The organism is Celerinatantimonas yamalensis, assembly GCF_046054155.1.
Taxonomy (GTDB): domain Bacteria; phylum Pseudomonadota; class Gammaproteobacteria; order Enterobacterales; family Celerinatantimonadaceae; genus Celerinatantimonas; species Celerinatantimonas yamalensis.
On the sequence record NZ_JBEQCT010000005.1, the window covers coordinates 97,350 to 114,318 of the forward strand.

The 16,969-nt window shown below is 40.9% G+C and carries 15 protein-coding genes and 1 pseudogene; 14 read left to right on the top strand and 2 right to left on the bottom strand.

Annotated features, from left to right (window positions below; genetic code table 11):
* Positions 1 to 336 precede the first annotated feature (336 nt).
* From ABUE30_RS11620 to ABUE30_RS11635, 4 genes are all read left to right on the top strand, one after another.
* Positions 337 to 936, top strand: coding sequence for a pentapeptide repeat-containing protein (locus ABUE30_RS11620; RefSeq protein WP_408623950.1), 600 nt, complete (start codon positions 337 to 339; stop codon positions 934 to 936).
* A gap of 68 nt (positions 937 to 1,004) precedes the next feature.
* The gene (locus ABUE30_RS11625) at positions 1,005 to 1,478 is read left to right on the top strand and encodes a GNAT family N-acetyltransferase (protein WP_408623951.1); all 474 of its coding nucleotides are present in this window, start codon (positions 1,005 to 1,007) and stop codon (positions 1,476 to 1,478) included.
* Positions 1,479 to 1,623: 145 nt separating this feature from the next.
* On the top strand, positions 1,624 to 2,100 hold the full coding sequence (locus ABUE30_RS11630) for a LabA-like NYN domain-containing protein (protein WP_408623952.1): 477 nt from the start codon (positions 1,624 to 1,626) through the stop codon (positions 2,098 to 2,100).
* A gap of 506 nt (positions 2,101 to 2,606) precedes the next feature.
* Positions 2,607 to 2,966 (top strand): TfoX/Sxy family protein, encoded by a 360-nt coding sequence (locus ABUE30_RS11635; protein ID WP_408623953.1) that lies wholly within the window; start codon positions 2,607 to 2,609, stop codon positions 2,964 to 2,966.
* A 113-nt stretch (positions 2,967 to 3,079) separates the two neighbouring features.
* Here ABUE30_RS11635 and ABUE30_RS11640 read toward each other — a convergent pair whose 3' ends face one another.
* A complete protein-coding gene (locus ABUE30_RS11640) occupies positions 3,080 to 4,546 on the bottom strand; it encodes a leucyl aminopeptidase (RefSeq protein ID WP_408623954.1) in 1,467 nt (488 codons plus the stop codon).
* 1,046 nt (positions 4,547 to 5,592) lie between these two features.
* Between ABUE30_RS11640 and ABUE30_RS11645 the strand changes: the two genes are divergently transcribed.
* From ABUE30_RS11645 to ABUE30_RS11690, 10 genes are all read left to right on the top strand, one after another.
* On the top strand, positions 5,593 to 6,213 hold the full coding sequence (locus tag ABUE30_RS11645) for an FMN-binding negative transcriptional regulator (RefSeq protein WP_408623955.1): 621 nt from the start codon (positions 5,593 to 5,595) through the stop codon (positions 6,211 to 6,213).
* A gap of 672 nt (positions 6,214 to 6,885) precedes the next feature.
* Positions 6,886 to 7,491, top strand: a complete 606-nt coding sequence (locus tag ABUE30_RS11650; RefSeq protein ID WP_408623956.1) for an HD-GYP domain-containing protein — start codon at positions 6,886 to 6,888, stop codon at positions 7,489 to 7,491.
* A 1,156-nt stretch (positions 7,492 to 8,647) separates the two neighbouring features.
* Positions 8,648 to 9,262, top strand: a complete 615-nt coding sequence (locus ABUE30_RS11655) for a peroxiredoxin (protein WP_408624125.1) — start codon at positions 8,648 to 8,650, stop codon at positions 9,260 to 9,262.
* 327 nt (positions 9,263 to 9,589) lie between these two features.
* Positions 9,590 to 10,801 (top strand): winged helix-turn-helix domain-containing protein, encoded by a 1,212-nt coding sequence (locus tag ABUE30_RS11660; RefSeq protein ID WP_408623957.1) that lies wholly within the window; start codon positions 9,590 to 9,592, stop codon positions 10,799 to 10,801.
* Between the two features lie 169 nt (positions 10,802 to 10,970).
* A complete protein-coding gene (locus ABUE30_RS11665) occupies positions 10,971 to 11,459 on the top strand; it encodes a GNAT family N-acetyltransferase (protein WP_408623958.1) in 489 nt (162 codons plus the stop codon).
* 170 nt (positions 11,460 to 11,629) lie between these two features.
* A complete protein-coding gene (locus ABUE30_RS11670) occupies positions 11,630 to 12,286 on the top strand; it encodes a glutathione S-transferase family protein (RefSeq protein WP_408623959.1) in 657 nt (218 codons plus the stop codon).
* Between the two features lie 67 nt (positions 12,287 to 12,353).
* Entirely contained in the window at positions 12,354 to 12,902 is a 549-nt protein-coding gene (locus tag ABUE30_RS11675; RefSeq protein WP_408623961.1) for a GNAT family N-acetyltransferase, read from the top strand.
* A gap of 333 nt (positions 12,903 to 13,235) precedes the next feature.
* Complete coding sequence (locus ABUE30_RS11680) at positions 13,236 to 13,454, top strand: DUF6500 family protein (protein ID WP_408624126.1); 219 nt, start codon at positions 13,236 to 13,238, stop codon at positions 13,452 to 13,454.
* A 739-nt stretch (positions 13,455 to 14,193) separates the two neighbouring features.
* Positions 14,194 to 14,733, top strand: a complete 540-nt coding sequence (locus ABUE30_RS11685; RefSeq protein WP_408623963.1) for a GNAT family N-acetyltransferase — start codon at positions 14,194 to 14,196, stop codon at positions 14,731 to 14,733.
* 498 nt (positions 14,734 to 15,231) lie between these two features.
* Complete coding sequence (locus tag ABUE30_RS11690; protein WP_408623965.1) at positions 15,232 to 16,344, top strand: methyl-accepting chemotaxis protein; 1,113 nt, start codon at positions 15,232 to 15,234, stop codon at positions 16,342 to 16,344.
* A 271-nt stretch (positions 16,345 to 16,615) separates the two neighbouring features.
* Here the strand turns inward: ABUE30_RS11690 and ABUE30_RS11695 are convergent.
* Positions 16,616 to 16,915, bottom strand: a pseudogene (locus tag ABUE30_RS11695) (transposase); the annotation flags it as partial.
* Positions 16,916 to 16,969 lie beyond the last annotated feature (54 nt).

Genomic DNA, 16,969 nt, shown 5'->3' on the forward strand with positions numbered 1-16,969 from the left:
TAATGGCTCCTGCAATATCACCCCTTCAATACGGTCACAGTCCTAGCGTTATCGATAGAAAAGCGATACCGTGGCGGCGTCATTGAATAAATCGCTAATATGATACTTGGCGAGCCTAAGGTAAGTGTGAGGTGGTTTAATTTACCATTGGCTTCATGTGACAAACATTGATATCGGCCGCTAAGTAGATTTTACGAGGTCTCTATTCAGAGTCTGTCCTCTTAAATAGAGTCGCTTGAGCTTTGTCATCCTAAACGTGCTTGCAGTCAGTCATCAACTGGTAGTCAATACACCATTGACTGCAAAACTGCCACTTGCAATCATATTGGAGAATATATGGAAACGTTAAAAGATGGTGAGCTGTACTTTGATCGCCTATTTACCAAACTGAAATTACCTGAAGCTAACTATGAACGCATTGAATTTGAAGACTGCTGTTTTTCAGAATGCGATTTCTCTCAGTCAAAATTCCATTACTGTCAGTTTATTAATTGTGAGTTTAATGGCTGTAATTTAAGCTTAATTGATCTATCTAGCACTCGATTGTTTGGCGTTTCATTTGAAGCTAGTAAATTAGTTGGCGTTGATTGGACCAAGGCGCATTGGCCTATTTACCACCGCGATTTCGAGTTAACTTTCTCAGATTGCAATTTAAGTGACTCTTCTTTTTTTGCTCTAGTGTTAAATGAACTTAGTTTAAAGACGTGTCAATTGCACGATGTTGATTTTAGGGAAGGTCATTTTAAAAACTCAGTGATGAGTGATTGCGATTTCAGGGGCAGTCTGTTTATCCAAACAAACTTGGAGCATGCTGATTTGAGTGGCTCAACCAATTATGCAATTAATGTATTTGAAAACCGAGTGAAAGGGGCCAAATTTTCAAGGTTTGAGGCCTTGAGTCTGCTTGAGTACTTGGGTGTTGAGTTGGTTGATTGAACGATCAAAATACACATTTTATCTTGTTAATCATTCATATTGGAACATGACTTTTTTAAGGCTTTATTATGAAGATACGCATGGCAAATGACGATGATCGCGATGGAATCTGCAAGCTAGCAGACGAAATAAATATGGAGCACTTTAACCATATGCCAAGGTATTTTGCCAAGCCCAAAGCGGATAGGAGTGATTGGTGGTATTGGCAATCGACATTTCAAAAAGAGGATAGATTTATGCTGGTCTGTATAATGGATGAAACAGTGGTTGGCTTTGTCAGCGCTTCCATAGTTGATACACCAGACTTGCCATTTTTAGTCTCAATGAAAAGGTGCCTAATTGGTACAATTGTTGTCGCCAGTCATTATCAGCGAAAAGGGATCGCAAGTCAGCTTGTTGCGCGTGTCTGTGAAGTTGCCAAAGAGAAAGGCGCTATTGATCTAGGTCTTGAGGTTATGGATTTTAATCGCGGGGCTCGTGAGTTCTATCGCAAGCTTGGTTTTGGTTGTTTCTCTGAGCGTCTTTCAAAGAGTTTAGACTAACAAAAAAGCCAATAGAATAGATTAAACTGTGCGACTTATATGCCAGCTTCGCCAGTATACCTTAGCTGCTTATTCGCTATGCTCATTTACCCCACAATTTTTCGCCGATTTTTAAGCTGTTAGGCGAGCGACAGGAATGATTTAGATGCAAAAAGTTGTACTTTTGGTTGATGTGCAAAATGTGTATTACACCACTCGGCAGGTCTTTGGCTGTCATTTTGATTACAACAAATTATGGTCTATTGTGAGCGAGGGGCGAGATGTCGTCAAAGCGATAGCCTATGCAATTGATAAAGGTGATAAAAAGCAACGAGAGTTTCAAAATATTTTAAAAGCCATTGGTTTTGAAGTGAAGCTCAAACCTTTCATTCAGCGATCTGACGGTTCGGCAAAAGGTGATTGGGACGTTGGTATTACCATTGATGCGTTAGAGTACTCAGAAGGTGCGGATGTCGTCATTTTGGTCTCAGGTGACGGTGATTTTGATCTACTTGTTGATAATTTGCGAGTCAGTAAAGGTAAAATTGTTGAGGTTTGTGGCGTTGCCAAATTAACTGCTGCATCGCTAGTCCATGCTGCTAATAAATTTATCCCTATCGAAAATGAACTTTTATTAAAATAGTGGTTATGTATGTGTCGAACCATCGTTGACCTGGCGCTTTCGATTGTCACTCAGTGATCGCTCTGTGTCAAAGATGATGCGGTCTATTTTTTGACTCCACTAATCGCTGTGTTTGATCAATATTAAGTGCATATTGGTAGTAGGACCCAATTGACGATAGAGCATGGTATCGCGTGTTGTAAAACACGATATTGATGGCTCGAATCAGTTTAAACGATCGATACATCTTTATTATTTTGTTTTACCGTTCGGTGAGCACACTGAGCTGTTTGACCGACTAAGAATTGACTCGTCAGATCGACGCATGAATACTTTAAGTATCCATGCAAGAGGATGAAAGCTGCATTTGTAAGTATCAGTATGACTTGGTCGTGTGTATTCTAAAAGCGAAGCCCGTATCAAAAGATTTTTATCCAATCTGTGTCCGATAAAGTATTTTTGGCAAAATGTTTATCCTAGGATAGCTATCTACGGGATCCTAGCAAGCCGTCAGCGAAGGAGTTCAAATGGCCTCAGATTTAGATTTTGTTCAGTATGTGGTAGAGCAGATATCTGATCAATGTGGAATATCATTCAAAAAGATGTTTGGTGAATATGCTCTCTATTCGCATGAAAAAGTAGTTGCGCTTATCTGTGATAATCAGCTTTTTGTAAAATCAACTCAAGCAGGGAAGCAATATATCGGGGACTTTGTCGAAGCGCCAGCGTATCCAGGCGCAAAGCCTTCGTTACTCATTGATGGGCAGATAGATGATTCAGAATGGCTCTCAGCATTAATTATCATTACTGAAAAGGCGCTTCCAATACCTAAGACTAAACACAAAAAACTAAAAAATAATGTGCAGGACATATACAAAAGTAATTAAATTGGATATATCGCAGCTTTTGTCATTGTTAGGCAGTTCGTTAACCTGTGAGGCACCTAAAAAAGGCCAATCAGTTTACCTGATTAGCCCTTGTAATAGGATCGTATTGTGACTTAAGCTTCGAATTGCTCTTTGATGAGACGATCTAACAGCCGAATGCCGTATCCAGTGGCACCTTTAGGCTTGTTGGGCAAGTGCTCATGGGCCCATGCTGTCCCGGCTATATCGATATGGACCCATGGGGTGCCGTTTTCGATAAAGCGAGCTAAGAACTGAGCAGCAACACTGGCACCGCCAATCCGCAGTTTGTTCCCGTTATTGCGCATATCTGCGATTTCACTGCTAAGTAGGCGATCAAATTGCCCGCCCATTGGCAAGCGCCAAACAGGCTCAGCCTCTTTTTCTCCCGCAGCCGTTAATTGCGCGGCTAATTGGTCATCATTTGAGAAAATACCGGCTATTTCATCGCCCAGGGCGACAAGAACAGCACCTGTTAAGGTGGCGAGATCAAACATCGCTTTGGGCTGAAAGGTGCGTTGGGTATAGGTAAGTAGATCACACAAGACCAAACGACCTTCGGCATCGGTATTCATCACTTCGATGGTTTGCCCCGACATTGAATGTACCACATCACTCGGACGTTGGGCTTTGTCGCTTGGCATGTTCTCAACCAAACCTAATACACCGATGGCATTCAGATTGGCTTTGCGTTTTGCAAGTGTAACCATTAGGCCAGTGACGGTCGCCGCACCCCCCATATCTTCTTTCATGGTGTTCATCGACGAGTTGGGCTTCAGTGATAAACCGCCGCTGTCAAACGTGACCCCTTTGCCTAAAAATGCCACAGGTGCTTGGTCAGCTGCAGCTCCTTGATATTTTAAGATAACCATCAGACTTTCATGTGCAGAACCTTGCCCAACGCCAAGTAGTGCACCCATTCCCAGTTCACTCATTTTTTGGCTATTGACGATCTCAATCTCCAAACCATGGTCGCTCAATGTTTCACAATATTGTGCGAAGGATTCGGGGTAGATGACATTAGCCGGTTCCCATACGAGATCGCGGGTAATCTTGACCCCTTGTGTGATGGCGTGCAGTGGTTGATGCAACAGCTTGGCTTGGGCTGGCTGCGCGGTAAGCATCGAAACTTGCTCGAGAATACAGCTCGCTTGCAGTTCTGTGCGGGTTCGATACTTATCAAAGCGGTAGTTACTGAGCTCTAAACCATATGCAAAGTGAGCCGCTTGCTCATCGCTATCTGCAACCACAAAAATGGTGCTGAGCTGATATCGTTCAACCGATTGAACCAGTGTGTCACCGGCTTGTTGAATGTCGAGCTCAGTGCCCTTGCCGATGCCGATTACAATGATACGGTTTAACTGCGTGTGAGCAGGCGCGGTGAGGTTCATCAAACTATTTTTTTTACCGCTAAATTGTTCAATTTCAATGGCCCGAGTTAAAGCCCCTTGTGTTTGGTTATCCAGTTGCTGAGCGGTATTTGAAAGCGATGCGTTTTCACTGAATAAAAAAACAATGTTACCTGTTTCAGGTATGGTTAGAGGGGAAAAATCTATGTTCATCTATTCGTTACCCTTACTTATTTTTAGGTTGCTAGCTATATCGATGGAGCAAAAGCGGCGCTGTCGTTATGTGAACATTGTGATGTCGCTTCTTGTGGAAAACGTTGGATGGCTATCGGTGAAAATGCAATTTAGCATGCTTGAAATTTGCATTGGCGACATGAGAGCATCTTTTCGCTTATCAATCCATCATGTTGCTCTTAGGGTAAGTGATGCCCTGAGAATGATCAACTGAAAGCCAAGCGCTAGGGCATAGTCGGCCAAGGTCTATCGATTACCTTTTGGCTCGTTTAACGTTTAGCAATATCAAGCAACATGAGCGAAGCATAGGGTATCGATGCACAATGAAAGACAAGCCAAGTTTGTCCCTTTGCGCTTTTAATTAGCCCAATCGCGGCTAAATGTGCGGCTTGAGTTTGCAGCATCTCGATCAAATGGCTAACAGATCGCCATTAAATTTCATCTCAGCGATAAGCACGGGTATCGATGCCAATAATATGGCGGCTAGAAGCATGGGAGCGTAATGAAAAAGGATGATTCCGGCAAAGAAAGTCGCAATCAAGTAGTGCCCAATTTCAGACGATTTTTTCAGAATACTAAGTGGGCGGGTCTCGCTATTTCTACGCGTTTGTATAATGAGATCACCTATACTAGGGTCTTCCATTTGGCTAGGCAAACCATTTAGGGCGTCTATAGGTGATTGTTTTGACGCTAATTGTTGTTTGTTTAATGCGCATAAATTGATTGAAAAATGTTTATGCGATCGCTCTGCGATTTGGGTATAGTGGGTCATCAGTTGAGTGAATTTAATCGGGATGGCTTACAACGTCAAACGGGAATTGCGTATCCGACGGGCGTGTGAGAATGACCGGTAAAATCTGCCCAAAGTGGACTATATGAGCATTTTATAGCGCTCAAGAGCGTTAATTCGTGGCGTTGTAGGCATAAAAATTTTATAAATATAACGCATTGGATTAAATAGAGTTTGTTTAATCCCCATTGTTAAAAACTAGGGCTATCTAGCCATGTGAGTAAAGAGGCGTTGCATGTACATCCCTAAACAAATGGCAATGACTGGCCAAAATACGATTTCAGATTTTATCTCAAGCCACAACTTCGGCGTATTGATTTCATCGGATTTAAATGCGACTCACCTTCCTTTTGTTTTTGCCGCCAATGAAGGTGAAAAGGGGGTGTTATATGGTCATGTTGCCAAGGCAAACAGCCATTGGCGTACCTTACACAATGAACGAGTGCTCATTGTATTTAATGGGCCACATTCTTATATTTCACCCACTTGGTATCATCAGCAACCCGCTGTTCCAACATGGAATTATGCCGCTGTTCACTGTTATGGGACGGTTCAATTACTAGGTGACGCTGACACACAAGACGCCATGCAAGCGCTCATCACCCAACATGAGGCTAGCTTACTGACCAACAAAGCGTTAATGCCTGATGATTATCAGCAAAAATTAAGGCAGGCGATCGTTGCTTTTAAAGTGGTGGTGGACGATATTCAGGCGAAAGAGAAATTAGGTCAGCACAGAAAAGCGGGTGATCAGCAAGGTACTTATCACGCGCTTAGAGAAAGCCATAACCGCGATTCAAATGAATTGTCTGACTATATGGAAAAGCGAAACCTTGGGTTAGGCCACTCACAATAGCAAACCCCTAGCGCACATTTTGTTGCAAGGGGATAGTCACAAGGGCCGTCGTATGATCATTGAGAGCGCGCGCTTAAAAGATGGCTCTCATTACAAATACAAAGAGCGATTGACCTCCTGTTTCGTTTACAGTTTGAGCCAAATGTTATTTCATTCTGCTTTGAACCGCCGAATGTTGAGGTCATTGAACAGAAATTCAAATTTAGGCTAATACCGTGGGAATCGCATCTGGTGTCTTGGTTGTGTTTGGACATTTCCAACAAAGAGTCAGGTAGTACAGTCGAGAGCACGAATTTTTCTGTGTCCAACCAGATTGCAGAATTAGGTCATATGTTGTGACCCGAATTTTATGGTCAATAATATGCTACGGAGTCTTTGAATGCTAAGATCAATTGGGCAATATTTCAGCATCAAATCAATCAGTATCAGGCGGCAGTGACCTAAGGCTCTATTGCGTTAGAGCGTGTATTGGTTAAATGTGGTTTTAAATTTATGAGCATTGTGCCTGATGTTTATGAAATAGCTGGTCAGTGATTGATATGCCGATCTTATTTATCAATATCGGGGAAAAGTCACATAACCAAAGAAACCAGATAGAAAAATGAATCGTTGGCATCCATAATTTTCTACTCGCTGGGGTGTTAAAATTTTATGAATTGATGAGATATAACGATGAAACTTGATGATCCAGCATTTGATGCATTATACCAATATACAAAGGCGCTATCGGTAGCCTTGGGGTATCGAGATCCGCTAACACGCCTACATTCTGAGCGTGTCCAAATTTTGTCTACTGAAATCGCTACGAGCTATGGACTCCCCCTTGAGACGATTAATCTGCTCAAAATCGCGGCTTCTTTTCATGACATTGGCAAAATTGGCATCCCAGATAATGTGTTGTTAAAGCCAGGTTTATTTGACATGTTCGAATGGCAGATCATGCAAAAACACTCGATTATCGGCGAGCAAATCATGTTAGCTACAGAACTTGAAGGCGCCAAAAAAGTTGCCGTTATCATTCGTCATCATCATGAGCAAATGGATGGACAAGGCTATCCTGATCAGCTTGTCGGCGATGACATTCCTTTATGTTCACGGATCATTTCCATCGCAGACGGGTATGATGCTATGGCTGTTATCAGACCTTATCATGGCGCGCAATCGCATTCTAAAATCATGAATATACTGCATAGTGAAACAGAGGGTAAATATGATAAGGATCTTATGGCGACCTTTGAGACGATTATTGAAAAAAGTGCATACAAAAGTCCATCTTAATTATTTTGCCATTAAAGATAATGGTTAAACCAGCTAGTTATAAAAAGACTTAATTTATCAATAATCTATGACAAATATGATAATCAGCTTAAAGTTGCACGCCGATTAAGTGCAGTTAATGAAGCCGCTATCAGATATTTACATACAGGAGTAAAACCTGGACGTTACATTCTAAAACTGGAAAATAAGTGACATTAAACTTCATAAAAATTTTATCTGTGTTGCTTTATCGGATCATCCCGATGATCCGATGCGTCCGCGTTTTATATTAAAAAATCCGCAAGTTTCCGCCTACTATAAGCCTTCGAAAATAAATGAAAATATAGATATTATGGCTTATGTTGGTGAAGCGCTAGCAGGATTTATATAACTGAGAGTAAAAGACTCTGTTACTAAAGAATTCGTTGAATTGTCAGCATTAGCCCTATCGTTTTTTTCTCAATAGTAAGCGAAAGGGATTAGTTTAGGGCGACTAAATTAACTTGATAACTGAAGCCCTGTTAGTGATGCCTTCAGCCCAAAGCAACGTTGTTCATCAATCGCGAATTCAACTATTGCAGGCAAGAAATTAGTATCATCAGGATATTTTAAGTCATATTTGATAATTTATTTTAAAATTTCCATTATTATTCATCCCATCTAAAAAATAGTAAAAGTAGAAATAACTGCACTACTATTATAGTGGTAGCTACCATAAACTACTTAAAGTTATTAAAAATTAATAGATATTTCTAATAATGAATGGTGTTGTCGATTTGTTATTGTTTTACTTGTATAAGGGGCTTAATCTGAATTAGCTATGCCTAGCTATTCTATTTTTCTTCGCTATAGGTTAGCTCGCTAAATTTCTACTCTCATTGAGGCACTGAATTGCATACCACATTGTGAAAAGTAGACAATGTAAATAAATGGAATGAGTGTGAAATGCAATTATTTTAAAATATATGTGTTTTTTCCTATCAGATTAATAGGCATGAGTTATTGTACAAGTAAATTAGATTAAACTAATGTACTTAAGGTACTGAAACAGACTAAAAGACTGTTTAACTATATGAAGGATAAAGGTATGAGTTGTGATGTAAAGCTTCAACCAATAAAACTTAAAAAAAATACACAATATAATACTGAAACTAATATTCCTGAGGAGAACAAAATAATGAGCTCAACAATGGTGCGCAGGGAAATGCCAGAGTTTAAAATGCAGGCGTATGACTCAAAAACTGGTCATTATGTCACTGTGTCTAGTGACGATTACAAAGGCAAATGGGTCGCGATTTGTTTTTATCCTGCTGATTTTACGTTCGTTTGTCCAACTGAAATTGCAGCGATGAATGCGAAATATGATGAGTTTCAGAGGATGGGCGTAGAAATTCTACCTGTTTCCGTTGATTCGAAATTCTCTCATAAGCGGTTTGTAGAAACAGAGCCTGTATTGGCCGGATTGAAGCTGACTATAGGTGCAGATACGACTCAACAAGTGAGTCGTGATTTTGGTGTGTTGGTAGAGGAAGAAGGGGTCGCTCTTCGAGGCCGTTTCCTTTTTAACCCTGATGGTATTTGTGTTGCACAAGAAGTCCAAGCAGACTCTGTGGGTCGTAATGTGAATGAATTCTTGCGTCAAATTGAAGCTTGGCAGTATGCAACCGCAACTGGCGAAGTTTGTCCAGCAGGTTGGCGGCCAGGTAAGAAAACACTGCCTGTAAATACTGATGCTGAGCAGATGACTGGACGCGTGGGTGATTACATCACTATCGAAGAAATTTTAAGCTGATAGGCGGGAATACAAAGCGCTGTAGATCCCTTGTCTTATGCTTAGAAAAGTATGGGGAGTTGAACCTTTTCGGATAATGACTTAGTTGACCTGATGACCCGTTATGGGCGTATTGTTAGATCGTATAAATCACTTAGCTATGAAGTCACTGACGAGGAAGTCTATTTTATTTTGTTCCGACTTCCTCATCACACACATGTTGCACAGCACAACAACCTTTAGCGCCCTTAAGTCAGTAAAGTGATGAAGACGCAGGCGCTACGTGAGGGATATAGTGAACATATGACGATGACATTTTTATGTTTAATAAGACGCCAGATTTAACTTATGATCGAACTCAAATGTCCCCAAGACTTGGCTCGACTTCGGCGTATTGCCTTAGCCTCTCAAGGTTTACTGCAGGCGCAGCCATTTGGCAGTGGTTCGGCAGGTGCGCGTAACGCGGTGAATCATTTAGGTTATATTCAGATCGATACCATCTCTGTGGTAGAGCGAGCGCATCACCACGTTCTTTATTCTCGCGTGCCTAACTTCGAGCCGGCGATGACTCATCAAATGTTGCTCGATAGCGATGTGTTTGAGTATTGGTCACATGCTGCAGCGTTTTTACCGATCAAGGATTTTCGTTTTTCCCTACCTTATAAACATGCCATTAAAAATGGTCAAACTCATTGGTATAAAGATCATGATACCAAGCTGATGATGGAACTTTTAGCGCGCATTATTTCCGAGGGGCCGCTGCGCTCACGAGATATAGCAACAAAAACCCGCAATCGAGCTGGCTGGTGGGATTGGAAGCCAGCCAAAAAAGCGCTTGAGCAGCTGTATATGCAAGGCGATCTTATGGTGAGCAGCCGTGAAGGTTTCCAGAAAATTTACGATTTAACTGAGCGAGTGTTGCCTTCTGGTGTGGATGCGACAATGCCCACTATGGAAGAATTTGCGACCCATCTTGTTGATCAACAATTGCGCTGCCATGGGCTTGTTTCGCTTAAAGGGCTGACCTATCTACGCCGTAATATACAGCTACGAAAAGCCGTCAAGTACTTGGTTGATGAGCGATTGGCGCAGGGAACGTTAGAACAAGTTCAAATTGGTCCTGGTGATATATTTATCATTGAAGCAGGGGCACTGGAACGTCGTTTGCCTCGGCTGAATCATCGTCTGTTAATTCTGTCGCCATTTGATAACAGTGTTATCCAGCGCGATCGACTCAAAAGTTTGTTTCACTATGATTATCAGATCGAATGTTATGTACCAGAGGCCAAGCGCCAGTATGGCTATTTTTGTTTACCACTTCTGTTTCGCGGTGAATTTATTGGCCGGATGGATTGTAAGGCTCATCGAAAAACGCGTCTTCTAGAAATTAAGTCCTTGCATTTGGAACAATATCCCCTTGACGACGATTTAGTGATGGACGTTTTTGTGGACGCTATTTCAAGTTTTCGTCATTTTCAGAAATGTGATTCGGTCTTGTTAACGAACGTCTACCCCAGCTATTTCCTTGCGCCTTTGCAAACAAGGTTAAATCAGGTTTAATTTTCAATTTTAAACAACTTCATTCTGTGGTCTTTGTATAAATTAAAATGTATAAGTAGTAGTTTATGTGGTGAGTCTGATGATCTGACTTCATCACGAAATCAGTAATTAGACCGCCTTATGCTTTGAATAAGCCAATAATGATGGGATTGCAGATAAAGGAATAAATATGCTTGTACTTAGAGCGATGCAACAAGCGGAATATTCGGCTTACTGCCAGTATTTTGTCGATGACTACAGTCAAGAAATAGTGAAGAATTATGGCGAGTCCTTAGAGCTTGCCATCGAGTTGGCTAAAGCGGCGTTACATCGCAGTTTTGCTCATGGGTTAGAGAGCAGTGAACATACCTTGTTATGTATAGACGCTGATGTCGATGGGAAATTAATGTTGGTTGGATATCTCTGGCACTCAGTTAATTTCAACGAGCGTTCAACCTTTATCTACGACTTCTTTATCTTTAGCGAATATCGTGGTCTTGGCTTTGGTAAGCAAGCTATATCTGCATTAGAAAACCAGCTCCAAGCGGTGGGTGTTAATCAGATCAAGCTCAGAGTGGCCTATCATAATGAGCGCGCCCTTAAGTTGTACAAAGACGTCGGGTTTGTCATTACTGGCATCAATCTGTCTAAAAAGATTGGCGTTCAGTCGGCTTCATGACTTTGTAAACCTGTTGCGATATACCTTACTGCTGTGTGCTGATTATCTATCCGTGCGGTGATCATCCTACTAATAATTGTTCTACGAAAGCGACTGTTAGCGGGTGTATTGGGTCAATGTGCTGACAATGACAGATTGATTTATTTAAATCGTTACCAATGGAGTTAACTATGTATCAACTTTACTATTACCCTAACAACGCGAGCTTAGCGCCTCATTTTTTACTCCATCATATGAATTTAGCGTATGAACTAGTACTTGTTGATAAAAAAACAAATGCTCAGAAGTCGGCTGACTACTTAAAGCTAAACCCCGCCGGGCGGATACCCACATTAGTGGCTAATAATCAGCCTATTTTTGAAAGCCCCGCTATTTGTATCTATCTGTGTGAATCACACCCAGAGTATGCGCTAATGCCAGCCGTTGGTGATCCACTTCGCCCAATTTTTTTTCAGTGGCTTGCTTATCTGAATAATACCTTGCAAGCAGAGTTGATGGTTCGTTATTACCCACATCGACACACCAATGATGAAAGTACGATTACTCATGTTGTTGCGGCTCAAGATGAGCGTATTGCTGACGCTTTATCACTTATCAATGCACAGTTAGAACACAATCAGTATTTACTAGGTAGCGACTTGACTGCGTGTGACTACTTCTTATTCATGTTGGCACTGTGGTGCCTTCCTCTTAGCCAATCCCCTTTGGCATTTGTTCATTTGGCTGCGTATTTACAGCGCCTCAGTCATATTGACACCATAAATATTGTTTGTGAGCTTGAGTGCATCGATTTAACGCCATTTAAATCATACATCGAGCCAATATGAGTAACGGAGCACATTCTCCGCATCTTAAGTGGCCCGATGGGATGGGCTATGCTTCTAAGAGGAACTTATGTTTACATTAGACGTTAAGCAAGGATTAGAACTGGCACTGGTTCATCCTAAATTTGCAAAGCAATATCTTAAAATTGTTTCAAGAGAACGTGATTATCTCAGCCAGTGGCTAGCTTGGCCGATGCATGCTTATGACGAAGATTTTTTCCTTAGTTTCATTAAACACTCGCTGCATGATTATGCTGATGGCAAATCACTCTCTTGCGCTATCATCTTTGATGGTGAAGTAGTTGGAAATATTAGTTTCAACAGTATTAATCATGAACTTAAAAAAGTGGCAATCGGTTATTGGCTGAGCTGTGATCTTCAAGGAAAAGGTATAGTGACTCGATCAGTTGCAAAGTTAATCGACATCGCATTTGTTGATCTTGGCATGGAAAAAGTACAAATATCGGCAGCGGTTCATAATCAACCTAGTCGGAGCGTTTGTGAACGGTTAGGGTTTAGCCTTGAGGGGATTATTACGCGAGCCGAGAATTTAAACGGCAATATTGTGGATCACGCTGTTTATGGGCTTAGTCGTACAACTTGGGTCGAAAAATCATAATGGTGGCCACAATCTCACTACTTTCGATATTTTGGTCGCGTGGTGAGTATCGGGTTAACTTGCGGCTTGATTGATGAAAACTCAAAGGTTAATACGGTAATACCTTCGAAGTAAGAGAACACCCCATGTTTAAGTTAAGGATGAAGAGGCGCAGCATGCGGGTTGATGATGAAGCGCTATTTGTGGCGATTAGCAAGATGTGCCGTATTAGCGTTTTTATGATGAGTCAGATTGTAACCCTAAAGCGACTGTATATAACTACCGTGTTTTGGTTGTTTTTTGTTACCCGTGTATTGTATCTGTATGTCGTTCTTAATTAAACCAAAGGTTGAAATGCGTCATTCATTGCGAGAGAAAGTCATCAATGTATGTACTAAGAAGATAGAGCAAAAAGGTGACAATGTCGGCGTTTCTTTTTACGCGTTTTTTGCTAACAAAAATGAAGATCCAGCGTTATTAATGGAAGCTGCAACTTGGTGGATAAAAACCCATAGGCTTGATCATTTTGAGAAAGCGAAGAAAATTATTGCCATACTTGAAGCTGGCCAATAAAGAATGGTTAGCTTGATGTTAGCGCTTTAAATAGTTCGTTGTTACAGCCGAAATCGGCGGTCGAAAGATCTAAGATATTTCGCTAAACTATTCATTTTTACCATGCCACTCTGGTATAGGTGAGCGAGTACTGCATACGATTTATACATGACGTTCTTTCTTAATGGTTAATCGGCTTGTTTTCCCATTTTATAGCTGACTGAACAGTGAGGTATATTATGCATAAACACTCATGAGGTTGCCCTGCCTACTATTCCCTCTTTGACGAGCTATCGCCAATAGATTCGTGTTTTATAAAATATTTGGAAGTGACACGATGAGCGGACGTTGCCACCATGGCAGAAAGTCATGCGTAAACTGCCTCCAAAAAATGAGCAAGTCTAGTTTGTCTGAGCCCCGTATCAGTATGACGTTATTTACTCTGGATCATTTTTCGAAGAACAAAATTTACCCATTCAAGAGCGTTTCTTTAGGTGCCATGTTTTGGTAAATTAACTTTTATTGGTTAATAAACGGGTTGGTGTTTGAGCTTTTGCCACTTCATTCGGTAGGCGCAAACATACAAAAAGTATTTCGTAAACTCAGGCAAGCAATCGATTTAATCGGGTGTGTGAGGCGCTTGATGCTCGCGTTAGACCTTAAACTGTTTTATGTTGACTCTTGATTTATGACCGCTGTATATAGATAACATGAGATGACTATTTACAGGGTCGACTATTTACGGGGGAAATGATTAATAATGGAAAGTAATCGGCTTAATTTCGCAGCGCCATCGTTAGCGCATCAACCTTTGATGCTCGCTGCTATCCGAGAAAGTCAGACTGATTTGGCGCAGTTTTTACCTTGGGTTGCATCAGCTCTTAGTGAAGAAGAGTCGGTTAATAGCACTCAGCAAGCTATAGAGAATTTCAATAATTTTGAAGGGGAATTGCGTTTTTCACTTTTTGATAAAGCATCGGGCCATTTTGTTGGGGCAATTGGTTTGATACTTCGCAATAAAGATATTCCGTATTTTGAAATCGGTTATTGGTTAAAAAGTTCGTGTGTGGGGATGGGGTATATGACAGAGGCGGTCAAGACACTCGAAGACTATGCGTTTAATGATCTGAACGCGAAACGTGTAGAAATTAAAGCCGCTGAGGGTAACTTGAAGAGTCGGGCTGTCGCTGAGCGTTGTGGGTATGAGTTTGAAGGTAAACATTGTAATGACCGCATTCTTCCAAGCGGTGAGCTGAGTAGTACGGTGGTCTACGCTAAAACCAGCGGCGTATCACGGTAAGAAATAGCGGCCTTTCTCATTGGTGTGGCAAATGAGAGTCTCTATTATAGAAAACACCACTCTTGTTGCAAGACAATATCGGTATGATAAATTTTACCATTGAGCAATGGCCGAGGATTTGATGCTCCTATTCTGTGTATACTTGCTATGCTATTCAAAAGGCATACGATACAGCGATTATAGTCACCATTTCATCCCATCCCATTTAAGCAGCTTTGTGGTTGTGTTACTGATGGGAATGCACCGGAAGCTGTGGCATACCTTCCAACGAAGCTGCTAACAATATGATGTTTAAAATCAAATTGTTCGCTCGTTAGAATAAAAATTTATAGATGTGTATTTCGTATTATCGCCAGTTAGTGAGAAATTCTATAAAAGCGTAATAGTTATTAGGTTGTTGAATTGACAATTGAGTGAATAAATATTGTCTAATAGACAAGTTAGGTATACCCATATCGAATAAATGGCATTTAACGGTAATTTATACTAGGAATGGTGATGGGACTATTTAGTGGAAAAAATAATAGACAAAAAATTGAGCATCTAATAGATGAAAACGCTGCATTGAAAGCAGAAAATATGGATCTAAAAGTTAAACTTGAAACACTTCAGCAACAGCTTTTTATGCCATCTCAAGTGAATGAAAGGGAAGTGCAGCTTGATGAATTGATGGGTTATCAGAATAAAAATAGCAAGACTTGCTTAGTCAATATTCAAAAAAGTCTTGCTGACGCAGTCACCTTAGCGAAACACATCGCTGAATCTACGTCATCGATTCATCAAAAGTTCGATGTATTAAATATACAAATCAAGGAGATGATGTCTGGTTTTATAGCACTAGAGCAAATTGCAAGAAAATCGTCAGAGTCTGTCGAGCTCCTGTCATCACGCGCAGAGGAAATTAGTTCAATTCTCACCTTCATTAAAGGTATTGCTGATCAAACGAATTTACTGGCACTTAATGCGGCCATCGAAGCTGCAAGAGCCGGGGAGCAAGGCCGAGGCTTCGCGGTTGTTGCCGATGAGGTTAGGGGATTGGCAAGTAAAACTCAATTAGCCATTACAAACACCAGTGATATTATTTCTGCGATGCAAGGCCATGTTCAATCGGTGTCTTCAGATTCTCAAACGGTTTGGACAACCACCACTAAAATTGGTGAAATATCTCGAAGTTTACAAGCGGGTATTGACGATGTTAATCATGTTGTGAGTGAACATGTTAAAGACGTCATTTTGGTATCAGATCGTGTTTTTATGAGTTTAGCCAAATTAGATCATATGTTATGGAAAACGAACACGTATCTTTCAATGAACCAAAAAGAACCTGTATTTGACTTTGTGGACCATCATCATTGCCGGCTGGGGAAATGGTATGATGAAGGTGATGGGAATGCATTTTTTGCAGCAGCTGCTTCATACCGATCGTTAGAGAAACCACATTCAAAATTACATAATGGTACTCAAGCAGTTTTTGAACTCATTAAAGAAACACCTTTAAATTATTCAAAGTTATTAGCCGCTTTTAATCAAATGGAAGAAAATAGCTTAGAAGTTTTTGAGATATTAGATAAAGTTAATCAAGAAATAGAAAAAAGATTTAATAATAAGTAATATAATTTTATAGAAATTGCTTTTATTGTCATTATAGAATCTGATCGTGAAGAGACATTCGGTCAACATGGACTGAATTGGAGGCTGTTCATAATTCTGTGTCAGGCCTATTTTTATAAATCCAGATATTTATCCAATCGGCCTTCGAAGTGGATGCTCAACTGAGATAATATCAGATTCCAGTTCTGTACCGGATGAGTCCATTACATCTCAAGAAGATACTCACGGATGCTTTTATAGCGATTTCCAAGCGCAAACAGAGAAATGATATTGCGCTTCATCTCATCGGTTAACCGAGTCTGATATTTCTTCACGGTTTGAGGTTCAAAGGAGCCGTTGCGATCGCGGGGCGTATCCAGTTCAAAGGAGCCGTTGCGGTTTTGATGGTTTTATAGGAAACACCATTTTTTCGGTTAGGTTGACTACCTTGGGCCAAACGCTCATCTAGCTCAGCACCCAACGCCGCTTCAGTGATCTGTTTAATCAACAGTCCATCTTTTCCGTTGAGGTCTTGGCCTGATTGAAGCACCTTAGCAAAAGCCTGAATATCAATTTCGTATTTATCGGACATTGATGTGTCACTCCCTGTTGAGGGTTAACTATAGAAGTGACACAGATTTTTGAA